The sequence below is a fragment of the Pseudoalteromonas xiamenensis genome (genome assembly GCF_030994125.1).
Classification (GTDB): Bacteria; Pseudomonadota; Gammaproteobacteria; order Enterobacterales; family Alteromonadaceae; genus Pseudoalteromonas; species Pseudoalteromonas xiamenensis_B.
The window spans coordinates 857,607-878,740 of record NZ_CP099917.1 but is presented as its reverse complement, the minus strand read 5'-3'; the positions used below and the strand labels follow the sequence as shown (position 1 = coordinate 878,740).

The 21,134-nt window shown below is 40.1% G+C and carries 23 protein-coding genes and 1 pseudogene; 3 read left to right on the top strand and 21 right to left on the bottom strand.

Annotated features, from left to right (window positions below; translation table 11 throughout):
* Window positions 1-133: 133 nt before the first annotated feature.
* The gene (locus tag NI389_RS04035) at window positions 134-1,849 is read left to right on the top strand and encodes an alkaline phosphatase D family protein (RefSeq protein WP_308361711.1); all 1,716 of its coding nucleotides are present in this window, start codon (window positions 134-136) and stop codon (window positions 1,847-1,849) included.
* 79 nt (window positions 1,850-1,928) lie between these two features.
* On the opposite strand, the gene NI389_RS04030 is transcribed toward NI389_RS04035, so the two are convergent.
* From NI389_RS04030 to efpL, 6 genes are all read right to left on the bottom strand, one after another.
* A complete protein-coding gene (locus tag NI389_RS04030; RefSeq protein WP_308361710.1) occupies window positions 1,929-2,381 on the bottom strand; it encodes a hypothetical protein in 453 nt (150 codons plus the stop codon).
* A gap of 17 nt (window positions 2,382-2,398) precedes the next feature.
* Window positions 2,399-3,181 (bottom strand): FAD:protein FMN transferase, encoded by a 783-nt coding sequence (locus NI389_RS04025; RefSeq protein ID WP_308361709.1) that lies wholly within the window; start codon window positions 3,179-3,181, stop codon window positions 2,399-2,401.
* Window positions 3,182-3,195: 14 nt separating this feature from the next.
* The gene (locus NI389_RS04020; RefSeq protein WP_308361708.1) at window positions 3,196-3,729 is read right to left on the bottom strand and encodes an FMN-binding protein; all 534 of its coding nucleotides are present in this window, start codon (window positions 3,727-3,729) and stop codon (window positions 3,196-3,198) included.
* A gap of 11 nt (window positions 3,730-3,740) precedes the next feature.
* The gene (locus tag NI389_RS04015) at window positions 3,741-4,631 is read right to left on the bottom strand and encodes a DUF6662 family protein (protein ID WP_308361706.1); all 891 of its coding nucleotides are present in this window, start codon (window positions 4,629-4,631) and stop codon (window positions 3,741-3,743) included.
* 218 nt (window positions 4,632-4,849) lie between these two features.
* Window positions 4,850-5,434 carry a hypothetical protein gene (locus NI389_RS04010; protein WP_308361704.1) on the bottom strand — a complete coding sequence of 195 codons (585 nt, stop codon included), beginning with the start codon at window positions 5,432-5,434 and terminating at the stop codon, window positions 4,850-4,852.
* 185 nt (window positions 5,435-5,619) lie between these two features.
* Complete coding sequence (gene efpL, locus NI389_RS04005) at window positions 5,620-6,189, bottom strand: elongation factor P-like protein EfpL (RefSeq protein ID WP_308361702.1); 570 nt, start codon at window positions 6,187-6,189, stop codon at window positions 5,620-5,622.
* Window positions 6,190-6,477: 288 nt separating this feature from the next.
* Between efpL and NI389_RS04000 the strand changes: the two genes are divergently transcribed.
* The gene (locus NI389_RS04000) at window positions 6,478-6,924 is read left to right on the top strand and encodes an Hsp20 family protein (RefSeq protein WP_208843742.1); all 447 of its coding nucleotides are present in this window, start codon (window positions 6,478-6,480) and stop codon (window positions 6,922-6,924) included.
* A gap of 99 nt (window positions 6,925-7,023) precedes the next feature.
* Here NI389_RS04000 and NI389_RS03995 read toward each other — a convergent pair whose 3' ends face one another.
* From NI389_RS03995 to NI389_RS03925, 15 genes and pseudogenes are all read right to left on the bottom strand, one after another.
* On the bottom strand, window positions 7,024-7,461 hold the full coding sequence (locus NI389_RS03995; RefSeq protein ID WP_308361701.1) for a hypothetical protein: 438 nt from the start codon (window positions 7,459-7,461) through the stop codon (window positions 7,024-7,026).
* A 147-nt stretch (window positions 7,462-7,608) separates the two neighbouring features.
* Complete coding sequence (locus NI389_RS03990; RefSeq protein WP_308361699.1) at window positions 7,609-8,793, bottom strand: ABC transporter permease; 1,185 nt, start codon at window positions 8,791-8,793, stop codon at window positions 7,609-7,611.
* A 12-nt stretch (window positions 8,794-8,805) separates the two neighbouring features.
* On the bottom strand, window positions 8,806-10,095 hold the full coding sequence (locus tag NI389_RS03985; protein ID WP_308361698.1) for an ABC transporter permease: 1,290 nt from the start codon (window positions 10,093-10,095) through the stop codon (window positions 8,806-8,808).
* Window positions 10,086-10,778 (bottom strand): ABC transporter ATP-binding protein, encoded by a 693-nt coding sequence (locus tag NI389_RS03980; protein WP_308361697.1) that lies wholly within the window; start codon window positions 10,776-10,778, stop codon window positions 10,086-10,088. The genes NI389_RS03985 and NI389_RS03980 overlap by 10 nt, the downstream gene beginning before the upstream one ends.
* A gap of 82 nt (window positions 10,779-10,860) precedes the next feature.
* Window positions 10,861-11,582: pseudogene (locus tag NI389_RS21110) on the bottom strand (ABC transporter permease).
* 63 nt (window positions 11,583-11,645) lie between these two features.
* Window positions 11,646-12,434, bottom strand: a complete 789-nt coding sequence (locus NI389_RS03970) for an ABC-2 family transporter protein (RefSeq protein WP_308361695.1) — start codon at window positions 12,432-12,434, stop codon at window positions 11,646-11,648.
* Entirely contained in the window at window positions 12,424-13,422 is a 999-nt protein-coding gene (locus tag NI389_RS03965; RefSeq protein WP_308361693.1) for an ABC transporter ATP-binding protein, read from the bottom strand. Before NI389_RS03965 ends, NI389_RS03970 begins: the two co-directional genes overlap by 11 nt.
* Window positions 13,423-13,430: 8 nt before the next feature.
* Window positions 13,431-14,822 carry a radical SAM/SPASM domain-containing protein gene (locus NI389_RS03960; protein WP_308361691.1) on the bottom strand — a complete coding sequence of 464 codons (1,392 nt, stop codon included), beginning with the start codon at window positions 14,820-14,822 and terminating at the stop codon, window positions 13,431-13,433.
* Window positions 14,812-16,224: a radical SAM/SPASM domain-containing protein gene (locus NI389_RS03955; RefSeq protein WP_308361690.1), complete on the bottom strand. Its 1,413-nt coding sequence runs from the start codon at window positions 16,222-16,224 to the stop codon at window positions 14,812-14,814. Before NI389_RS03955 ends, NI389_RS03960 begins: the two co-directional genes overlap by 11 nt.
* Window positions 16,225-16,234: 10 nt before the next feature.
* The gene (locus NI389_RS03950) at window positions 16,235-17,635 is read right to left on the bottom strand and encodes a radical SAM/SPASM domain-containing protein (RefSeq protein WP_308361689.1); all 1,401 of its coding nucleotides are present in this window, start codon (window positions 17,633-17,635) and stop codon (window positions 16,235-16,237) included.
* Window positions 17,636-17,725: 90 nt separating this feature from the next.
* Entirely contained in the window at window positions 17,726-17,866 is a 141-nt protein-coding gene (locus tag NI389_RS03945) for a hypothetical protein (protein WP_308361688.1), read from the bottom strand.
* Between the two features lie 112 nt (window positions 17,867-17,978).
* A complete protein-coding gene (locus tag NI389_RS03940) occupies window positions 17,979-18,116 on the bottom strand; it encodes a hypothetical protein (RefSeq protein WP_308361687.1) in 138 nt (45 codons plus the stop codon).
* An 81-nt stretch (window positions 18,117-18,197) separates the two neighbouring features.
* On the bottom strand, window positions 18,198-18,338 hold the full coding sequence (locus NI389_RS03935) for a hypothetical protein (RefSeq protein WP_308361685.1): 141 nt from the start codon (window positions 18,336-18,338) through the stop codon (window positions 18,198-18,200).
* Window positions 18,339-18,345: 7 nt separating this feature from the next.
* Window positions 18,346-18,486: a hypothetical protein gene (locus tag NI389_RS03930; protein ID WP_308361684.1), complete on the bottom strand. Its 141-nt coding sequence runs from the start codon at window positions 18,484-18,486 to the stop codon at window positions 18,346-18,348.
* A gap of 12 nt (window positions 18,487-18,498) precedes the next feature.
* On the bottom strand, window positions 18,499-18,639 hold the full coding sequence (locus tag NI389_RS03925; RefSeq protein ID WP_308361683.1) for a hypothetical protein: 141 nt from the start codon (window positions 18,637-18,639) through the stop codon (window positions 18,499-18,501).
* A gap of 475 nt (window positions 18,640-19,114) precedes the next feature.
* On the opposite strand from NI389_RS03925, the gene NI389_RS03920 reads away from it, so the two are divergent.
* Complete coding sequence (locus tag NI389_RS03920; RefSeq protein ID WP_308361682.1) at window positions 19,115-21,118, top strand: winged helix-turn-helix domain-containing protein; 2,004 nt, start codon at window positions 19,115-19,117, stop codon at window positions 21,116-21,118.
* Window positions 21,119-21,134 lie beyond the last annotated feature (16 nt).

Here is a 21,134-nt window from a genome sequence, read left to right as displayed (position 1 = left end):
CATTTGTTTATAAAAGCGAGCTAACCAGACTCATCGATGAATGGTTTAACTGGTACGATTAGTAGTCAAAATGTCATAAATGTTCCTTATTCTTTTCCGCCTTAGCAGTAATTAGAAGAACTAGGACAGCAAAATGGAAAAGCTAACGCGCAGAGACTTTATAAAAAGCGCAATCTTAGGTGTGAGTGCCGCAACTATTTCGATGAGTTTAGTGGGTTGTAATGCCAACTCAGACTCAGGCATGGCGACCAACGAATTCAATATCAGTTTTAATCACGGTGTTGCCAGTGGCGATCCACTTTCAGATAGCGTTATTTTATGGACTCGCGTGACACCTGAAGAGGCGCAACGTAGCGTTTCTCTTACCTTACAAGTCGCTCAAGACGAAGCATTTAATCAGTTATTAAGTAGCCAAAAAGTCGTTGCATTAAAGAAAAATGATTACACGGTCAAAGTTGATCTTGATGGACTCAATGAAAATTCGGTGTATTACTACCGCTTTGTGGCAGATAACACGTATTCACCAGTCGGTCGATGTAAAACACTGCCAGTTAATGAAGTAACACACGTTAAATTAGCGGTAATGTCATGCGCAAATTACCCAGCGGGTTACTTCCATGTTTATGGTGAAGCAGCCAAACGGGATGATCTCGATGCGGTTGTGCATTTAGGTGACTACATCTATGAATATGGCATGGGAGGATATGCGACAGAGCAAGCGCAGGCGCTTGGTCGCACATTAGATGCGGACAACGCGACTGAACTGCTGCTGTTGGATGATTACCGTAAACGCTATGCAAAGTACCGTACAGATGCGGGTTTACAGGCACTACACGCGAAAGTGCCTTTTATTGCCGTGTGGGATGATCACGAAGTATGTAATGACTCGTACATGGGCGGTGCTGAAAATCATAACCCAGAAACGGAAGGGGATTACTCAGCGCGTAAATTGGCGGCCTTGCAAGCTTATTACGAGTGGATGCCCGTGCGCCCTTATGTTGTTGGCCAAACGGAAAGTCTCTATCGAAAATTCGATTTCGGGGATTTGGTTTCGCTTTATATGTTGGATACTCGCCACGAAAGTAGAGCAAAGCCATTGGATTACATGAACTACGTAGATGTGAATTCAGGGCAAATCAATTTGCAGCAGTTTCAGTCGGATTTAGTCGCGCCAACACAACAGCTACTTGGTAATCAACAATTGCAGTGGTTAACGGATGCGATGCAAACGTCACAAACTAAGTGGCAAGTATTAGGTCAGCAGGTATTGATGACGAAAATGAATATTCCTGCGGAATTGTTGATGTCGCTGGCAAACCCAACACCGGCTATTGCGGCTCAGTTGGCCGAACTGGCGCAAATTAAGGGTCGTATGCTTGCAGGCGACCCGACCTTAACTGAGCAAGAAAAAGCTCGTATTCAATTTGCTGCACCATATAATCTAGATGCTTGGGATGGCTATCCCGTCGAGCGTGAAGTGATTTTACAAGCCGCAAAAGGTGCAAATAAAAACCTCGTAGTCGTGGCGGGAGACACACACAATGCTTGGGCTGGAAAGCTTTGCAATGCAAAGGGTGACGTATGTGGTTATGAATTCGCAACGGCTTCTGTAAGCTCACCAGGCTTGGAATATTACCTACAGCTGCCTGAAGCACAAGCAATGCAAGTCGCTGAGGTACTTAAGCTGCTTGTTGATGACTTGGAATTTGCAAATATTCATCAGCGTGGTTTTATGACATTAACGTTTACACGTGACAATGTCGAAAACGAGTGGAACTTTATCGACTCAGTGCACACTGAGCAATTCAATGTGGTGTCTGCCATTTCGACGCAAGTCGCAAAAGCCTAACTACAACTCTTTCAAGATAAGCAAAACGGCCACAATTGTGGCCGTTTTTATTTTATTCGAACTAGTTTTGATTCTATTGCTATTTTGCCGCTGCTTCTGATGTAGAGCGCCTAGTTTGGACTTTTTTGAATTTTCGTTTTGGTCGGTGGTAAATTGCGTGAAATGGTAGCACAGCAATGATGGCTAGGCTGACATACCAATGGGTATTCGATAAATTGAACCATTCTGGCAACCACATTGGTGGATAATACAGTAAAAAACCCGTTACTATTACTCCACTCCAAAGCATCAGGTGAATGACGCCATCAGGGTAGCGCCGCCACTTCTTGATTTGTTTGCGAATATGCTCTTGAAATATTTGGCCTATTGAAAACAAAGAGATAAACACAAACAGTCCATGCCACATTCTAAAGTCGCCTTGTAATGGGTGTGGAAAATCATCCGCAGAGGCGGGCAATGTTAAATACAGACCAATCCCTGTAATCACCATACCGACATACACAAACCAGAGTAATAATTTACCGTGTTTCAAAACCTGTTTCTCGCAATCTAGCAGGTGGAGGGTAAAAGGCGTCCACCTAGCATAGCTAAAAGATGTTCGTCACCTTGCGTTTGCGCGGCGACTTTGGTTAAAGCATCTGCTCTCCATGCAGAAAAGGCCAAAACACTCCATTGTTCGTTTCCAGTGGGCATTATAACGCCTTTTTCATCCATAAGTCTGCTGCGATGGCTTTCGCTGTGATAAGTCCCTGAAGTGGCCATAGCGGCATTTTGTAAAAAGCCGATAGGGTGACTGGCAAACTTGGGTTGAATGGGTACTCGCCGTGCGCCAATCGCTTTGATGTCACCACCGGCATTAATAGAGGCATGCTCACAACCAAGTCGTTGCAGTGATTTTAGTGCCAAATCCAGTGCATAGCCCTTCGCGATGCCGTCTAAGCAAACGATTACATACTCGTTGAGCTTCACTTTATCACCTGAAAAGCTTAATGCATGTACGCTACCAAACGGGGCGCGCTTTCCGAATCCCAAATCATCGACAATACCGTGCCCTAGCAAGTTGGCTCCAAGCGTGGGATTAAAGAGTCCATCTGATTTGTGCATTAAAATCATTGCAAGCTGGAGAAGCCGACGTGAATCACGAGAGATGGGGATCCATACATTGGGGTTGAGGTTGATTTGATTCAGCTCAGAGGTTGCACTATGAATACTGAGTTTCTGTTGTAACGCGTCAATACGCGCAAAGGCTTCACCAAACCAATCATTAATTGGCGCAGTGTCGTCAGAGTACTCGATACTTATTTCGACATAAGTACCGAGTAGGGGCTTCATTCGTTTTGCGAGTTTCAAGACTGTAAAACGATTTGATGCAGTGCAAGTATACGCTTAACACCATCTGTCACATTGCGACAAGATAAGGTAGCGCCACTGATGTTTGGAATGTCTTTGTTCAACTTGAATTTATCGTTCAACGTTTTCCCAACGAACATGTCACGCCACGGTTGCATGCGGATTTGTGCACCATGTGTTTCTCGGTAGCTGAGTACTTCGATACCCGTTACCTTGCCAGTTGCATCAATACCAACGGCATAGGTGATAAATTCATGTTTACCGACAACGTTGTCGATGATTGTCCAACCGACGTGTTTGCCATCTTTATCCATTTTATACACTTCTTGTTCGTCAAAACGCTGTCTGACACCAGCAAGTGCTTTAATTTGGTCTTTTTGCTCTTCAGAAATAGCGACTTTATGGTCGATTGCTACAGCACTTGGGAATAACAATTGCTGAGCTTCTGTTACCGTTAAGTAGTCGGCCGCATACACCATTTGGCATGTAGCGGCCGCACCAAGAGCGATTAAACTTGGTAGCGGGCGCATACGATTTCCTCTTAGAAGTTATAACCGAATTTCAAACGCCATTCGGCTTCGGTCTTTTCGATAAGGTGTAGGTCGTTATCCGTTTGCTCATCAAACTTCTCACCACCACCCTTAAGTTGTTTCATGTACGTTAAAGTTGCCCACCACTTAGCGTCACCGTAGTGAATACTCGGACCTGCAAACCAAGAATAACGCTCTAGGTTCACTTCTGTTTCATGTTCTTCTTCATAGAGTGCTTCTGCGCCAATAAACCAATTTGGCGCAAAACGATAGCTCATGCCAGTACCAGCAATCAGTTCGATTTCCATTTCAGCTTCAGTTGGCCATTCAAAATCTTCTGGTAGGCCTGCAATCGCTTTACGTTTAGCACCTGTCGCTTCAAAGCCTAGGTTACCAGTCCAGACAAGTTGACCTTCTAGGAAGTATTTTTGCATTAACATCATCATTTCTAGGCTAAGTGTGTCTTTGTCTTGACCTGAGTGATTGTCAACCCATGAGTAGTCCATTGAACCGTACATTGATAAACCAAAGTCATCAAGGGCAGGGCTCAAGAAGTTGTACTTAAAGCCAGCCTCAAGGCCAGACAGTTTCCAGCCAAAATCGTTGTCTTTTGGCATATAACCATCAATGACAATGCCGTTTGTATCCAACGACATGCCTTTGAGCGCGAAAGAGATGTTGAACGCATTGGTTAAACCGTATTCAAATTCTGTTTTAGTATCAAGTGCTTCGTAGTGACCTACAGTTTTACCTGAACGTTTGGTAAAGAATTGATAGACTTCCGCAGAACCTTCAGGAAGCGTTTCAGCGCCTTTTACATACCCTAATAAGTTTTCATCTGCATTAGCAGTAAAGTTGCATAACCCAAGTGCAACAGCGAGACCCAGAACTTTGATTTTCATAATTGTAAAGTTATTAATATTGTAAATGAGAAGAGTTTTTAATTTTAAAACCTCTATTCTTTTTAGCAATACCCATTTCCAAAAGTTTTAGGAATTTCTGAATATTTAATGCGTATTTTTTTGTGCTAGATCATGAATAACGTCATAGAAATGAAACTTATGCAAAAAGTTGGTCGTTTTGAGTGGGGCTGGTGCGCTAATTATCAGGCTTTAAGCGTTTAAGATTGACCCTCTTTTATAAATGCTTGCAGTAAAAAGTTTTTTAACAACGGGCTGCTTTCAGTCAATTCATCGAACCGTATTGCATAAAGGTGCTTACCGCGAGCTTTAACTTCACTGATAAATACAGGAATGTCTTCATCGGTTGTGTTAACGACTAGGGCAATTGTGTTTTCTAGAGTATTTTTTATCTGCGTTAAATTGTGCCTATCTTCGAAAACTAACGCACCGGAAAGCGACAGCGAGCAAAGCGAGTAAGCTTGTGTGTTTTGGTGGCTTTTCAGTTGGACCGAGCGATGAGGCGTCATTCGCCAATGACGGTGAAACCCTGATATATCAACTATGTGAGGAAGATCTAAATGAAGCTCGTAGAGCTTTTTGACGTCGTCAGGTGTACTTAGGGGAAAACAAATTTCTTTGTCTTGCATGCGTGCGATTATAAGTAGTTCAGAGTGGTCAGCCACCTGTCGTAACAACTCATTAGAGCCTTCATCCTGATGTTCGGGGAGGATAGGCGTAGCCGCCTCGAGTTCGATATCGAGTAACTCATGCAAAAATTGCGATTCTTCCTTTGATAGTTTCATAGCACCCCCATTGCCCTGCATAAATAACAAGCAAAATTTGCGCCTAAATGCCGTCAATTTGTTGTACGTTATGATAGGTGAACGCGATATGAAGCAAAATAATGAACTGGCGATACTTCCCAGTGAAAGAGAGGTAATAAACAAAAAAGGAGCCGCAGCTCCTTTTTATGTCGACGTGATGAACGTTAATCAGCGCGACTGATAAACTTCACTTCTGACGTGTTAATACGGATTTTGTCACCTGTTGAAATGTGTTCAGGAACTTGAACAACCAGACCTGTTGTCAACGTAGCTGGCTTGGTACGCGCGCTTGCTGATGCACCTTTCATCGAAGGAGACGTTTCTGCAATCACAAGGTCAACGGCAGAAGGTAAATCAATTGATACAGCGCGTTCACCGATCAACACAACTAAAAGGCCTTTAGTCGCTTCATCGATGAATTGTACTTGCTCTTCGATGCTCTCTTTGTTGATGTGATATGGCGTGTAATCTTCTTCATCCATAAACACATATTCGTCACCATCAATGTATGAAAGCATGGCTGGGCGACGTGTCAGGTCTGCAAGTTTCAACATATCTTCCGCTTTGAAAGACTCGTCTACTTTACCACCTGTAACGACATCATACATACGCATACGATAGATACTGCCACTTGCACGACCTTGAGGAACTGAACGTTCAATGTCACGGACAATCATTACACGGCCATCATATTCTACAGCCGTATTCTTTTTAATTTCGCTAGCCTTAGGCATGGTCAAATTCCTATGTAAATTTCTAGGCGAAAATTACCATGAAGTCCCGTTTAGGCCAAGTACAACGAGATTGTATGGCGTAATTTTTTTAGAGAGTGAAGAAAAAGAATAAAAAATTTTAAATTTTCTCTTGAAATAAAATGAGCAGTCCATATTTATTGTTTTGAGGACGCCTTAGAGGGTCCCAACTAAAGAAATGTTATTTTAACTTATTTAATAAACCTTAATGCTAGTTTAATTGAGAATAGAATTAAGGTGCTATCGCTTAATATAAAGAGGATACAAATTATGCGTACAGTAGATTTATCTCCACTATATCGTTCATTCATTGGTTTTGATCATTTAGCGTCACTAATGGATGCCGCAGCGCGCACTGACAAACAACCCAGTTTTCCGCCGTACAACATTGAACTGCTTGAGCAAGATCGTTATCAAATCACGATGGCAGTCGCTGGTTTTGTTGAAGAGGAACTCACTATTGAATCTGAAAACAACACGTTAAAAGTGGTTGGCCAGAAAGCAGATAAGGCGGATGAGCGCGAGCGTAAGTTCATCCATCAAGGTATTGCTGAGCGTAATTTTGAACGTAAATTTCAACTAGGCGACCATGTTAAAGTGCTTGGTGCGTCACTAGAGCACGGTTTATTGAAGATAGATTTACAGCGTGAAATTCCAGAAGCGCTGAAACCAAGAAAGATTGAAATTAATTCAGGTAATTTGCTTGAAAGTAAATAAATAGATTTATTTAATCCAACCATTAGGCTGCCTTGTTAGGTGGCCTTTTTTATTTTTTTTCTGGCTTTATAATTCGCTTTTATATTTTAATAATTAGAATTATTGCCAAATTAACACAAAAGGTGAGTATTCTGGTTCAGCAATCCACCAGAGACCTTGGTCTTTGCATAAATACACACGGTAATTACGTTTCATTTGGCTGTATTGCTTGGCATTTACAGGCCACCAAGACGGCAAAGTTTGGGGAAGCTGGTCGATAAAATCGCTGCGGTAACAATGGGGCGGAAACCACTCGCGGGCTAATTGGGTCTGCAATCGAATAAATAGTTGATTGCTGTCTAAATCGTATTGCAGTTTTATATCTTCGGCATCTTTAGGAAGCCAGTCGGGTAACCAGCCTTTGTCTTTTAACGCCGCGGCATCTTGGAGAGTGGAATAGTGTTTGTCAATTTGCTCAGAGCATCCTGACATCCCCAATAGCGCTAGGCTAAATGCGCTTATCAAAATGGGTGAAAAGTGACTATGGTGGGAAGGCATGTTAACTCCATTCTTTTCATCGATGAATGGAGTATAGAAAAAGATAGCTGAATCCTAGGTGTATCCTCCGCAAAGCAGTTGCAATTTCCGAGTTAGGAAATTGCAATACACGTTGAATTCGGTTTTAACTTACATCGTGATATGTGTCTATGTAACAAGCAGGCTGGCAACGCTTTTCTTCAATGATCTTCTAATTTGGGATTCAAGCGTTAGAAAAACCAGTGTAACGATTAAGGAAAATGCTTGTAAAAATGTCCAAACAGGGTAATCAACGATGCTATAGGTCTGAGCTAGGTAAGATGAAAGTACCCAAGAACTCAATAAACCCAATATGCCACCACAAAACGCAATGGTAAAAAATTCTCTAAATATGCTGACTCTGATGTCCCATTCACTCATACCTAATGCTCGTTGTATGCCAAATGATTTGATCCGCTCAGCGAAGTTAAACTTTACCACGCCCATAATGGTCGCAAAGGAAATGAGGAAAAAAGCAAAGATTACAGCCGAGAGAATTTTTTGCAATGCTAAATCCTTTTTAAATAAGGCTGCTCTTAAATCTGAAAGGGTGTTTATACTTGTAATCATTCTCGATGCTGCCTGACTGTTGTTATACAGCGTGTCTTCAATTAGCTTTACGGCGTTTGGAGGTGGGACTGAGTTGAATTTCACGAGAGTGGCTGTCCACTTTCCCAATTTTACCTGCGGAAATATCACCGTGTATTTACCCATTTCTAATGACGCGTTTGCGCCGACGAACGTCTCTATTACGCCAGTAATAACGTAAGTTTTACCCGAAATGTCGATAGATTGACCAGCAACATTTTCTTCACCGAATAACGTTGTGGCGAGTTTGGCGTTGATCATCACTACGTTTGGGGATTCTTCGTCTGCGGTAATCTCAGAAGCTGTAAAGTTTCGACCTGAAGTGATTTTTAGTTGTAATACGTCTATTAGTTTTTCATCAGCATAAAAAACACTACTTAAGATGACATGGTCGTTGAGGAGGGTTTTAACTTTTGCTTCTGGTCCACCTCCGCCAAAAGGGATAGGTGAAGTAAAGCTGACTTCTTCTACACCAGGGACGCTTAGAAGTGCATTTCGGTCGGATAGGCTTTGCCCGTTAAAATCCGCATTATTCTGAGTGTTTTTAATCCAAAGTCCCATTGTGTTGTTGCCAATGCTAGGGGTAATGTCCATTGTCTTTTGAACATTGAATACAATTGAAATAGCATTGGTTACAACCATTAAAGTGAGTGCGATAATTAAACTCATCACAAAATAGGCGAGCTTACGATGACTTATAAATTTAGCTGTTGTCGATAAATACATGTCAATAGGCCTTTACTTAAGAAGCGAAGCTGGAAGCGATGAGCTGTGTTTGGTAATAGGGAACGCACAAACTGAAAGTGTTGACACATAGATAATGGCAATCGCAATTAGTAAATTCGTTACATCAACTGAAGTGACAGCACGGTAACTTTCTCCATACAGTTGTTGTATACCGTTGAGCCCTAAAAATATGAGTAACACGCCCATAAAACATCCCATGGTCGTGAGCAACATAACTTCAAAAGAAAGGCGTTTAATTAGATAATTTCTCGAAGCTCCTAATGCGCGATAAATAGCAAACTCTTTTTTCCTAGAAGCGTAGTTTGCTAACATTAATCCGACGACACAGAGCAAACAAATAATGAGAAACACAATGGCCATTAAAAGCAGTAATTTGCTGTCATTTTTAACGACATGATTAATTTGGAGCCATTGTGAAGGGGAATAAAGGAAGACTCTTTCTCCATGACGCTGAACTCGGCCTGTTTGTCGGAGAATTTCGACAAAGGATAGTACCTTTGATTGATAAACAGCGATGTCGTTAGGGTCGTCAAATTGTAACCATAATTGGAGCCAAATCATTGACGTTTTTAGTACATCCTCAAGATTTTGGATTTCTTCATTGCGCCACCCTAAGAGACGGCCTTGAGGTAAAAGTTGAATCTCAATACCCGTATTGAAGGGAATGTAAAACCCTTCTGGTTTGCCAAATGGGTTGACATGTAAGTCATATACTTTAGGTGTCATTTCAAAAGGCGCTAATACACCTGACACGGTAAAGTTTTCACCTTCGACTAACAGCGTTTTTCCTACGCTATTGCTCCCACCAAAAATCTCTTTGTTTACATCGTCTGAAAGTACAATCAAACGGTCTCTAGATAAATCTTCCTGTAAGTTCCACGAGTCACCATATTGAAACTTGGCTCCAAACGTTGAGAAAAAGTCAGGTGTTGTTACCCGACCTGAGTAATCAAAAAGGCGATTAGAATTGGGTATGTGGAGAACCGCTTTGGAATCGTAAGTCAAAACTCTTTTACTTTCAGAGGCCAATTCGAATAGTTGCAAACCATCGTTGTAACTCAATAGCGGAGGAGTCCAATCGAGTTCATTCAACGGATCCCAGTCATCAATAACGACATAGGCTGTCGTTGAGTTAACTGGAGTCATTGGGTTACTGGACATAATTTGAAATACAGAGAGAGTGGTACCAAACGCACCCAGTGCGAGCGCGATAAGCGCAGTTACTAATAATGCGACTAATCGTTGCGTTAAAATTCCTTGTAGTATTGATCTTAAGCGCATTCGACAAACCCTTTTTCGTTTGCGTTCAATATTTTTCCATCCATTAATTCAATCGTTCGACTCGCCATTTTAGCTAACACATCGTCATGAGTTACCATAATAATTGTAGTCCCTTCGTCATTAATTCTTTTTAATAACAGCATGATTTCTTGTGCCATTGCAGAATTAAGATTACCAGTGGGTTCATCGGCAAGAATTAGTTGAGGAGCACTGACAAGCGCTCTAGCAATCGCGACACGTTGCTGTTGTCCTCCAGAAAGTTGGTTTGGCTTGTGATGACAGCGACCAAGCAAGCCCATATACTCAAGTTGTTGTTTGGCTTCTTGATTAGCTTTAGCTTTAGCGATGCCTGCGATTTCTAGTGGGAGCGAGACATTATCTAATACGGACAGCTCAGGAAGTAAATTAAAATTCTGGAATACGAATCCAATATGGGTGTTGCGTAAGGTTGAAAGTGCTTTGTCGCTCAATGAAGCAACGTTTTGATCGTTGATGTACAAATTTCCTTTTTGAAAATTTTCAAGTAAACCTAATGTGTTTAAAAGCGTTGTTTTACCTGCTCCGGAAGGTCCTGTAATGGCAACAAACTCGCCGGTCTCAACTTCGAAAGAAAGGTTGTCAAAGACGGTTGTTAGTACAGTGTCTGTTCGGTAAATTTTTGATAAATTTTCTGCTTTAAGCATGTTTAAAATCCTTGTTGACGATAATCTTTATTTTTATTAATGCACTTTCAATTTTAATTAGTCAAAGCGATGACTCTTTCTTCTATCCGCCTAAAGATGCATATCGTGGTCTGCCTAGTTTCCATAATGTTCGAGCGGTAATGTAAAATAATAGCAACCAGAATATTTGTAAATAGATCATGTCAATGCTTGATTGATGGTTGAAATTAACTAGTTGAGATGTTGGTGCGTTAAAAATCGATGCGAATGGCGTGTAAAGTGCGATAGATGATATTTTCTCTGGTAAAAAAGATAATGGAATTAGCTGCCCAGAAAGAAGGGTCATAAGGCTGAAAATAATATCTCTAATTCCAAATACCTTTTCAAACCAAAGAGATAATAAGCCTATGCACTTTTGAATTTCTACCAAAATACACAGCGCTAGAAATAGCGAAAAAGAAAAAAGGAAAGCTGCGTAAGTGATATATCATTGTTGCTTATAAATACTACTGCAATAAGAGCCGGAATTGCAAAGATGGCGTCGATACCAGGTTTTACAAAACTTTTTGCTAAGATTGTATTTATGTAGTCGATAGGGCGACATAAAAATTTGTCAATACCGCCTTCATTCACGTCAGTCCATACATAGAAATTAACAGAGTAAGCAGAAGAAAGTGTTGAACTAATAAAGTGAACAATAAAATAATATGTTATTATTTCGTTAAAGCTAACACCTGAAATACTGTTAGTATACTGATAAATTCCTGCCCATAGAAAATAGATAATTGTCAGTTGTAATGGGTGTGACAACAACCAGGCATACATATTTACTTTGAAGTGCGTATTGTCCTTTAACTCTAGCTTCATTATTTGTAGAGTGCTCATTTTTCAACCTCCAACTGAGTCGTAATTTTTTAATGCTTTCTTCCAGAGGTATATGAACAGAAAAAACCAAGTTAGCATTAGAATGGTTTGAGCTAATAATAAGATTTCAGGCGATTCAAATTTACCAAATAGAAACATCACTGGGATAGATGAAACTAATGCAATAGGAATAACCCACATCAGCAAATGTTGAATAAAAGATGGGAATAGAGATATAGGGTATCGTTGGAAGTCAGCAAAACTATTGACCAGATAAAATATTTTATCAGTTCTTCCAAACCAAAATGAGGATAGCGATACAACTCCTTCAAATAGCACAAGTGTTAAACTACCAAGGACGACAGAAAACATAAAGTAAAAGGCGTTTTTTACAGAGAATACAAAGTGGTAGTTTAAGTCTAAGGCAATGAACAACAGTAAACATGTAAATAAAGAATGAAACGAAGCCCAAATTTTTGTATCCTCAGCCAGCAATGCCCAAATAGGCGAAATAGGTCTACACAGGTACTTGTCGATCGTGCCAGTCACTACTTTTTCGCTCATTGTAGTGAAGCCGTAAAAGAGTAATCGAATAGAAGAAAATATTAATCCTGTCAAAACAAGAAGTGATAAAGAACCTTGATCCCAAGCACCAAGGTCGACACCTATCTTTCCAAGTAAAGCATCCCAAAATAGAATGAAGATACCTTGGTATATTATTAAGTGGATAATGCTGATAAAAAAATCAGAGCGAAATACGGATAGGTCTTTAAAAGACAGTCTCAAAAAACTGTAAAAGGTATCAAGATGCATTTTTATAGGCCTCTGACTTTTTCATAAAATGACTTACCGCACTATCTAGTGTTGGAGGGGAAACATTTAGGTCTGTCACCGCTTTATTGAATGCGAGCGACGAAAATGCTTTATGTATATCGTTGTATGAGGCTTTTATCTTGTACCAATTTGAATCAATTTGCTCATATTCAAAATCACTGAGAAGCGCTATATCGAAATCGGATTCCGTTTTCAGCTCCAATGTCTTGTAGTTTTCGAAAGCAATGAGTTCTTCAGTTTTTCCATCATAAATAACACTACCATCATTTAAAATGACACAACGTTTACAATAATTGTGAACGTCAGCCATGTTATGTGAAGTGAATAGGATAGTAGTGCCCTCATTCTGGTTTAGATCATAAAGAAAATTCATTAAGTTAATACGAGATACTGGGTCCAAGGCTATAGTTGGCTCATCAAGAAAAATAAGTGAAGGTTTGTGAAGTAGAGACGCCGCTATTTCAGCTTTCATTCTTTGTCCTAAGGACAATTTTCTTGGAGGTGAAAATAATATCTCTCCCAAGCCAAGAAGAGCTGAAAGCTCCTCAATTCTGGAATCACGTTCTTTTGCACTCAATCGATATATAGAAGCGTACAACTTAAATGATTCTATAATAGGTACATTCCACCAGAGCAGACTTTTTTGACCAAATACAACACCGATGTTTGCGGTATACTTTTTGCGATCAGTGACCGGGTTTAAACCCAAAATTTCAATAGAGCCACTGTCGGGGATTAAAATCCCCGTCAGCAACTTGAGAAGTGTGGACTTACCTGACCCATTAGAGCCGAGTAGTCCAATAAATTCACCCGCTTCAACCTGCAAGTCAATATTATTTAGAACACGAGTCTTAATCGTTGGGGATGAAAATAACTCTTTGAATCTGGTTGCAAAACTGCCATTGGGTGATTTTGCAACTTGTTTAGCAAATGACTTAGAGATAGCGGTTGTTGTAATTATATTCATTACTTACCTCAAAACATTTCGATAGGTGGCTCAGGTAATTTTGCGCAAAGGTAATCAGGTGCAAACAGTTTTCCATTAATTAACCTTGCGCGATAGAAGCATCGTTGTCTTACATTGCATTGCTGAAAGTGGTCACATTCATAGCAAGATGTTCCTTTGTAAGCTTCCATCGGCGGGTCGAGTAAATATTCAAGAGCGTTGCCGTTCCAAATATCGGCTATCGATGACTCTTTCACATTTCCGATGCGGGCTTCCGAATAAGGCATGGTTCTGTCGCAGGTTGCACATTCACCATCTGAGCCAACAACCAATGCAGTTTTACCTCCGGAACAGGATCCAAACCCAGGAATAGAAAGCGAGATATCACGTTCGCTGATTGCTGAAATATTACCTATTTTGACATCAGGATATTGAGCTGATATTTCATTAACTTGTTGAATTAGTCGTTCACGCTGTTCTTGAGTAATAAGCAATGAGTCATCATGCTTATGCTCGGAGCGTAAATAGGCCGACATACCAATATCTTTTATGTTTTTCCGATTAATCAGATAATTCAGCAGCGAAGGAATGCCGTTAATATTTTTTGTTGTGACTACGATATTCGCTCGAACCTTTAAATTGTATTTTTGACAAAGATCGATGGTTTGATTGATTTTAGGTAGCCAGTTTTTAACACGCACGATCTCGTCAGCAAGCTTAGGCAAATTACTGTCTACACTAACTTGTAAGGTATCTAATCCAGCTTTAGCTAGGCGCTCAATGAGCGATTCCCGCAGTGGCATCTTCGTTGAAACATCGACGAAAATATCATTTGAAAGTAAATACTCGATAATTTCGACCATGTCTTTTCTGAGAAATGGATCACCACCGTGTAAGTTGATATATTTTACACCAAGGTCAACACATTCTTTTAGGAAGTGAAACGCTTGTTCGGTGTTAAGTTCATTCGGGGCAAACTCATTGGCTTTGAGTGTTGGTATCACGCAATATACACAATCTGCAGGACACCGATTTGTCGTCATCCAGACGACAGTATTAGGTACTTCTAGTTTATTCGTCCATTTTGCTTCTGTAGGCTCATAAACAAATTCTGACGGATCGTAGCGGTCGTTTAATTCAGAATACGGCTCAGATCCTAGATCGATAAACTCATAAGCTTGCTTCAATAAATCACTGACTAATTCCTTAGCTTGTAAGGGAGAATAATCAAAAACTTCAGATAATCCTGTCGAAATAGCTTCGAAACTCGAACTTCCATCACAAAGTGTAAGTGCTAATGCATGAATAGGGTGAAGAGATAAAAATTTCTCTCCACGGTCTACCTCGTACAATACAACACGGTTTGTTTCTTTTGTTAGTCTCGATTTTGGTTTTAATTTTGGATAACAATTAGCAAACACTTTTAACTCCTACCATAAATTTACATGCACCTTCTTGTGGACCATAAAGTGTTCCGGTTGACATATATGCTCCGTAATAACAACGTCCTCGAATGTTACAGGTGTCAAAGTAATCACAACTGAAACATGGCGTACCTTTGTATTTTTCTCGAGGTGGATCGAGAGATTCGAGTAAGCTGTCGCTGTACCATGCGTCGAATACACTTTGATTTAAAACACTACCCACAATCATGTCGCCACCCGGCAACTTTTTATCGCATTTAGAAATGTCTCCATTTGGATAAAACAATAATTGCGTTCGGCCGTTGTGGCAGATAAAGCCATCAATATCGTAATTTAGGTCGTTTACACTGAAATCTGAGCGATAATAAACAGTAAGATCTGGATTGCTTGCTTTGAAGTCATCAACGATTGATTGAACTACCTGTAATTGATCAGTTGATGCTCTTAGTTTGTCATCGTGCCTTTGAAGATTGTCCGAATAGGTATCAATTGTGATTGATGAAGCCCCCAGACTTTCTAGAAGCTCTAGCGTTTCTTTGTAGGCATGTGCGTTTATCGAAGTCAGCAAGGATTTTGCGTGCACACGAATACCTGCAGAGACTAAATTTTGAACCGATTGAGATATTTTGCGAGCAAATCCACCAATGCCGGTAAGTTCCGATGCCGAATCTTTTTCAAGGCTATCAATGCTAAGATAGGCATCTTTGAGGCCGGCTTTAGCCATTTTTTGTGCATCGTGTTCATTGATGAATTGCTTAGTAACGAAATCCGGCGTAAGACCTTGCTCTAAAGCATAAACGATGATGTCGTAAATACCCTCTCGCAACAGAGGTTCTCCACCTGTTAAGAAAATTTCTTTTGTACCGAGCTGAGCGGCTTCTCGGATAAGTCGTTTGATGACGTTTTCGTCAACTATCGAATCACTGGCCTTACTGCTTAGTGGTGCACCTTGATAGCAGTAAACGCACTTACGATTACAATAATCAGTAACCAGCCACTGTAACGTAAGCGGGAACGGGGAGCGATTTCCTATGAAAACAGTGTTCCGAGTCTTAAATTCCCCGAGTGTTCTCAGTTCATTAATCATTGACATCAACATTGGCTTATCGACATTTAAACGTTCTGGATCAGGTGTTTGCTCTGAAAAATGTCGTTCAAAGACGACATCGACATCGTCAGTGATTTCTTGTGCGTCATTGCTGCTAATATCAAATGATTGCGTGAGCTCTGATACGACCTCGGCGACGGTTTTCTGTTCATCTAATTTAATTAGTATGAAAACGACTAGAGGATGGAGAGGAAGTCGAGGTCCAACTTCACCTTGAATCGTTGGTAAGTACTGTAAGTAATATTGCCCATTCTTATGTTCTACATGTGCAAGCTTGCCAAAATATTTCATCACGTTCTCCTTATGCTGAAACGATTTTTACATCGATATGATTCGAACGTTTAAATTCACCTATTGGACAATACACATCAGGCGCGTGGATTGTGCCGAATTTACTTTTAGCTGAAACAGTGCAACGTCCACGAACGTAATTACAATCTCTAAACAAATCGCATTTGTAGCATGCTGTACCTTTGAAGAATTTACGACTTGGAATAACGATTTCTTTGGTTTTTTCAGAAATCCAAATGTCCAACAATCCACTCTCGTTCAGATTTCCAAATGTGTTGTGTGGGCCAGGTGCAATGTGCTCACATTTGACAGCCGTTCCGTCTGGTTGAACGGTAATCCCCCTCAGACCCTCCATACAGCCTTTAGTCCCTTTGTCTGTTTTTTGCTCGAAATTGAAAGAGAAAATGGCGCGGGGATAGCGTTTACGTAAAATTTCTACATCAGACATGAGTTTAATTTCGTGTTCTTTCGTTAGTAAAAATTTTGGCTCGTGACGGCCACAAGTTTGTCCGTAGACGTCAATGATGAAGTGACGTACACCCATTTGGTAAGTTGTATCAATTGTTTTTTCTAGTTTTTCAACATTGATAGCGGTCATCACTGGACGGAGAATTACTTTTATTCCATGTTTCACGCATTCGCGAATTGACACCAACATATCTTCAAGTGCATTTTCTACGCCTACTAATTCAAGTACGTCTTCGGGATCAATCGAATCGAGACTGATGTGTATATCTTCAAGGCCACTTGCGGACAGGCGTTCCATCAACTCGCCTTCTATACGATATTTGGTAATAACGACAGGAACGATGTTCTGTTCAATGGTATGTGTAATAATTTCGGGAAGGTCAGGCCTGAGCAGTGGTTCTCCACCTGTAAATATCAGACGATTGACACCTATCAGAGCTGCTTCATCTATTACTTTTACAACGCGACTATATGGAAATTTAATGTCAGTAGCGAAGCCGTTTTCAATGTATTTTGCATCTTTATAGCAATACTTACATTTGCGGTTGCAATCTTCGGTCACGACCCAAATCATGGCACTAGGAGCATCTTCTCGACTACTTAAAATGATGGAGTCATCACCTTTAAAAATAAAGTCACCTGGATTATGAGAAGTATAAGCTATTGACGTTTTCTCTAATTCACTGAAAAAAAGGCTGTATCTATCTAATACTTTATTGACGATATCTTTGGCTTCTTCCAACCCTAATTCCATGACTTCAGAGAGTACATGAATTGCTTCATCAGTCTCTCGTGTACCATCAAAAAGTGTCATGATAAAAGCTTGCAACGGATGAATTTTTATTTGAACTTTTGAACTGTCTGGAAGTTGTCTTTCAAGGTAAACAATTCCTTCTTCTTCTTGGGAAGAAAGCAGAATGTCTTTCTTTAGCGCCTGTACCATGAGTACACCTTTTTATAGTTATTAATGTTTAACACGTCGCGAAGAGATCTACCGACATAGCCGGTAGATCGATGAAGATTTAAGTAGCAATTAACGCTGCTGCTTTGGATTTCCACCATCACTTAAGCTGCAGCAGCTTGAGCACCCTTGTACTCGCATGATTTCAAGTACTTGCTTAGATGCTGCCATATTTTTTGCTTGTGATAGTTTTTTTAGCTTCTCGATATTCATCGCATTACTCTCTTGTTGTTCAAATATTACAAAGTCACTGAAGCAAATCCTTTTGCAATATCAACATTCCGGGTCAAGTGACTTTTTCAAGTCGATTTAGTTAGCCCAAATCTTATTGCGCTTTCGCGTTTCCACCGCTGCTCAAACTACAACAGCTAGAGCAGCCTTGAACTCGCATAATTTCAAGAACTTGCTTTGACGCTGCCATGTTCTTGGTTTGTGATAACTTTTTAAGTTTTTCAATATTCATTTTGTTTATCTCTTTATGTTTCGTGATTGCATCGGTGTGCAAACTACCTATGCCAAAAGGACTGAATACCTACCGTGTGGATTACTTCATTTCTTTGGCGTTGCCACCGCTACTCAAGCTGCAGCAGCTTGAACAACCCTGTACACGCATGATGTCTAACACTTGTTTTGATGCAGACAGGTTTTTGGCTTTAGAAAGTTCTTTTAGTTTTTCAATGTTCATGTAGTTCTCACTTCATTTCTTTAGAGTTACCGCCGTCACCCATGCTGCAACAACTTGAGCAGCCTTGAGTGCGCATGATTTCCAAAGCACGGTCTGAAGACTTCATATTTTGTGCCTTTACTTGTGCTTTTAGGGTTTCAAGTTTCATCGCAAATCCTTGTTACTGTTGTTTGACGTTACCGCCATCCATCATACTGCAGCAGCTTGAACAGCCCTGAGTACGCATAATTTGCAGTACATTATCTGAAGCTTTAACGTTGTTTTTCTTTACTAGATTTTTTAAGTTATTCATGTTTTTCATAATTTTTTCCTTAAATGTGCTCACCCTAATGTTAAGACCGTAGAAGCGGGGGTGAACGGCCGCATCTACAGAATTCGCAATGGAGACACTAAAGCCATGTTTTCGGCGGAAGTTTCACTTTTCTGGTCACATCCGCCTTGGTTATTACAGGAATCACATGAATGTAAGTGTTTTGTTATATTTGTTAATTGCCCAGGCTGTGAGTTTGGGAGTTGAATCTCATTTTTGCTGAGTTTGTTCTTTAGAACGTCCAATTTTTTCATTTCTCAAACTCCAACATTTTTCTTAAAAATCAGTATTTACTTGCTTGCACTAGTCAATATAAAAACCTTACAATCTGCATGGAATAAGCAAATTGTAAAATTTGCGTAACCAAAATGTACGTATCTGTTTTTTATAGAATTAGTGTTTTTTTTGGCAATAAATCAGGTCGTGAGAGGGCAATATGGAAACTATTTTTGTGTGCAAGGAAGAAATGCACATAGTAGTAAATGAGCAAAATGTCGGTCTAGAACCAAAAGTGTTTGCTGTACTTTTATACTTGTTTGACAACAAAGATAGATATGTTTCTGTGAGTGAACTACATGACAATCTATGGAATGGAACTCTTGTATGTGACGCAGCAGTTAGACGTTGTATTAGTAAGTTAAGGCAAGTATTAAGTGACAACCCTAAAGAACCTAGGTTTATTCGATCAACACCCAAGCGCGGATACAAGCTTGTTTGTCATGTAAATTTCGTGGACGAAGAAATACCGGTACACATTGAGGCTTTAAATGAACATACACATGAAACTGCGAAACAGAGATTATCTAAAGTATCTTACATACACGCTAAAGTCATAGTCGCTTGTGCAATCGCCATAATTCTATTTTTGGGGACGGTTAGCGTACTAATATTTGTTGAAAAACCAGAAGATATTCAGATTATCCAATCATTACCTGGCGACAAAGTAGCAATCGCCAAAAGTCGCACGGGGAAACTTGCTTATGCAGGTAGTCTGTCTCAAAAAGATGGGTATCAGATATTTTATGCTAGTGACGGTATAAACACTGTACCAATTTCAAGTGACGCTCACTTTCCAATCAGTCTGTCGTTTTCGAATGACGAAAAAAAACTGTATTTTATCGATCTAATAGAAGGGAATAGTTCACTCAATTCTGTTTCAATCGAAGACCAGAAAGTCGACGTTCTATTGCGGGATTACTACTTGATTAGCGACCTCGTTAATGTGGAAAAGGATAATGCGTTGTATTTTACAGGCACTAAGTTCCCATCTGAACCAATCGTGTTAAATCGATACGATACCACGACAAAAGAAGTAAGTCCGGTTACCTTCAGCCCTAATAAAGAGCTAAACGACTTACAAGTAGCTGTGTCGCCAAGTGCTGAAAAAATTGCTGTTGTTCGTTTTGATAGTTTTCAGAATCGATATGATATCCGAGTTCTTGATAGAAGAAATAATAAGAGAGTATTCGGGAAAGTATTAGACGACGCTGTATTTGACGTGCAATGGGTAAATGAGAACGAGATTATCTATTCCTCCAGTTTAGGTCTGCATAAACTCCACTTAATAAACGCAAGCTCTGAGCTTGTTGTCGCGGACGAAAAATTAGGCATCTTTACCTATGATCAGTTAAACAATTCAGTTATCGCAATTGGAAGAAAAAAATCCGAAGCGCTCTATTACGAGCGTGAATTGCCAGTATCTAATTTCGAAACTACACGGATTCTGAAACTTGAAGACGACACAATACAAATGTTTGATTCAAACGCAGACGATGCGCGTATTGTGATTATCGAACGGGATAATGTGAACGAAATTAATAAAGTTGATTTGCAAGGAAATCATTCGAAGCCACTCTATGCATCCGATTCGCAATTGACAGGCTTAATGGGAAGTGGAGCTGAGCCCATTTTTCTATTTTTAGAAGGCAACCAACTTGTATATTTAGATTACGAAAACTCAAGTATTGAGCGTATTACTTCGAGTGACATATATGTTGGTGATGCAACTTTGTCCAATAATGGTGAATACGTTTACTTCACCACGAAAGGCGAAAATAACTGGGAGTTAGTACGCCATAAAGTGGGAAGCGGCGAAAATATCAAGCTATTAGATAATTTCAAGTATGTTCGAACAATGGGGAATAGGTTGGTCGTTGTAAAAGAAAGCGGAGAAATGTACCTTCTTAATTTAGCTGATAACAACCTCGAAAACCTAAATAGAGTTGCAATACTTTCTGGAAACACGTTTTGGGATGTCATTGGAAATAGTGTTATTTGGTCAGAACACGATTTAGTTGACGTGTCCTTTTTTCAACTTGATCTGTCGAATGTTGAACAACCAGAGCTGACGAAAACTCAATTCAGCTACCAATTGGTAAAACCGAAATTCAGTGTTTTGAAAAAAGAAATGAAAGTGGTTTTGCGTAGTGATTCGGGAGATAGTTCTGAGCTTCTATCGATCCCTTTGTAGGTGAATTTTTTTTTAT

Excerpts from the sequence above, each read along its gene's own strand:
- NI389_RS04015 (WP_308361706.1), bottom strand. The coding sequence starts at position 4,631 with ATGAAAATCAAAGTTCTGGGTCTCGCTGTTGCACTTGGGTTATGCAAC.
- NI389_RS03980 (WP_308361697.1), bottom strand. The coding sequence starts at position 10,778 with ATGCTTAAAGCAGAAAATTTATCAAAAATTTACCGAACAGACACTGTA.
- NI389_RS04035 (WP_308361711.1), top strand. The coding sequence starts at position 134 with ATGGAAAAGCTAACGCGCAGAGACTTTATAAAAAGCGCAATCTTAGGT.
- NI389_RS03995 (WP_308361701.1), bottom strand. The coding sequence starts at position 7,461 with ATGCCTTCCCACCATAGTCACTTTTCACCCATTTTGATAAGCGCATTT.
- NI389_RS03965 (WP_308361693.1), bottom strand. The coding sequence starts at position 13,422 with ATGAATATAATTACAACAACCGCTATCTCTAAGTCATTTGCTAAACAA.
- NI389_RS04010 (WP_308361704.1), bottom strand. The coding sequence starts at position 5,434 with ATGAAACTATCAAAGGAAGAATCGCAATTTTTGCATGAGTTACTCGAT.
- NI389_RS03955 (WP_308361690.1), bottom strand. The coding sequence starts at position 16,224 with ATGAAATATTTTGGCAAGCTTGCACATGTAGAACATAAGAATGGGCAA.
- NI389_RS03945 (WP_308361688.1), bottom strand. The coding sequence starts at position 17,866 with ATGAATATCGAGAAGCTAAAAAAACTATCACAAGCAAAAAATATGGCA.
- NI389_RS03935 (WP_308361685.1), bottom strand. The coding sequence starts at position 18,338 with ATGAACATTGAAAAACTAAAAGAACTTTCTAAAGCCAAAAACCTGTCT.
- NI389_RS04020 (WP_308361708.1), bottom strand. The coding sequence starts at position 3,729 with ATGCGCCCGCTACCAAGTTTAATCGCTCTTGGTGCGGCCGCTACATGC.
- NI389_RS03950 (WP_308361689.1), bottom strand. The coding sequence starts at position 17,635 with ATGGTACAGGCGCTAAAGAAAGACATTCTGCTTTCTTCCCAAGAAGAA.
- NI389_RS03930 (WP_308361684.1), bottom strand. The coding sequence starts at position 18,486 with ATGAAACTTGAAACCCTAAAAGCACAAGTAAAGGCACAAAATATGAAG.
- NI389_RS03940 (WP_308361687.1), bottom strand. The coding sequence starts at position 18,116 with ATGAATATTGAAAAACTTAAAAAGTTATCACAAACCAAGAACATGGCA.
- NI389_RS03925 (WP_308361683.1), bottom strand. The coding sequence starts at position 18,639 with ATGAAAAACATGAATAACTTAAAAAATCTAGTAAAGAAAAACAACGTT.
- NI389_RS04000 (WP_208843742.1), top strand. The coding sequence starts at position 6,478 with ATGCGTACAGTAGATTTATCTCCACTATATCGTTCATTCATTGGTTTT.
- NI389_RS03970 (WP_308361695.1), bottom strand. The coding sequence starts at position 12,434 with ATGCATCTTGATACCTTTTACAGTTTTTTGAGACTGTCTTTTAAAGAC.
- NI389_RS04025 (WP_308361709.1), bottom strand. The coding sequence starts at position 3,181 with ATGAAGCCCCTACTCGGTACTTATGTCGAAATAAGTATCGAGTACTCT.
- NI389_RS03990 (WP_308361699.1), bottom strand. The coding sequence starts at position 8,793 with ATGTATTTATCGACAACAGCTAAATTTATAAGTCATCGTAAGCTCGCC.
- NI389_RS03985 (WP_308361698.1), bottom strand. The coding sequence starts at position 10,095 with ATGCGCTTAAGATCAATACTACAAGGAATTTTAACGCAACGATTAGTC.
- NI389_RS03920 (WP_308361682.1), top strand. The coding sequence starts at position 19,115 with ATGCACATAGTAGTAAATGAGCAAAATGTCGGTCTAGAACCAAAAGTG.
- efpL (WP_308361702.1), bottom strand. The coding sequence starts at position 6,189 with ATGCCTAAGGCTAGCGAAATTAAAAAGAATACGGCTGTAGAATATGAT.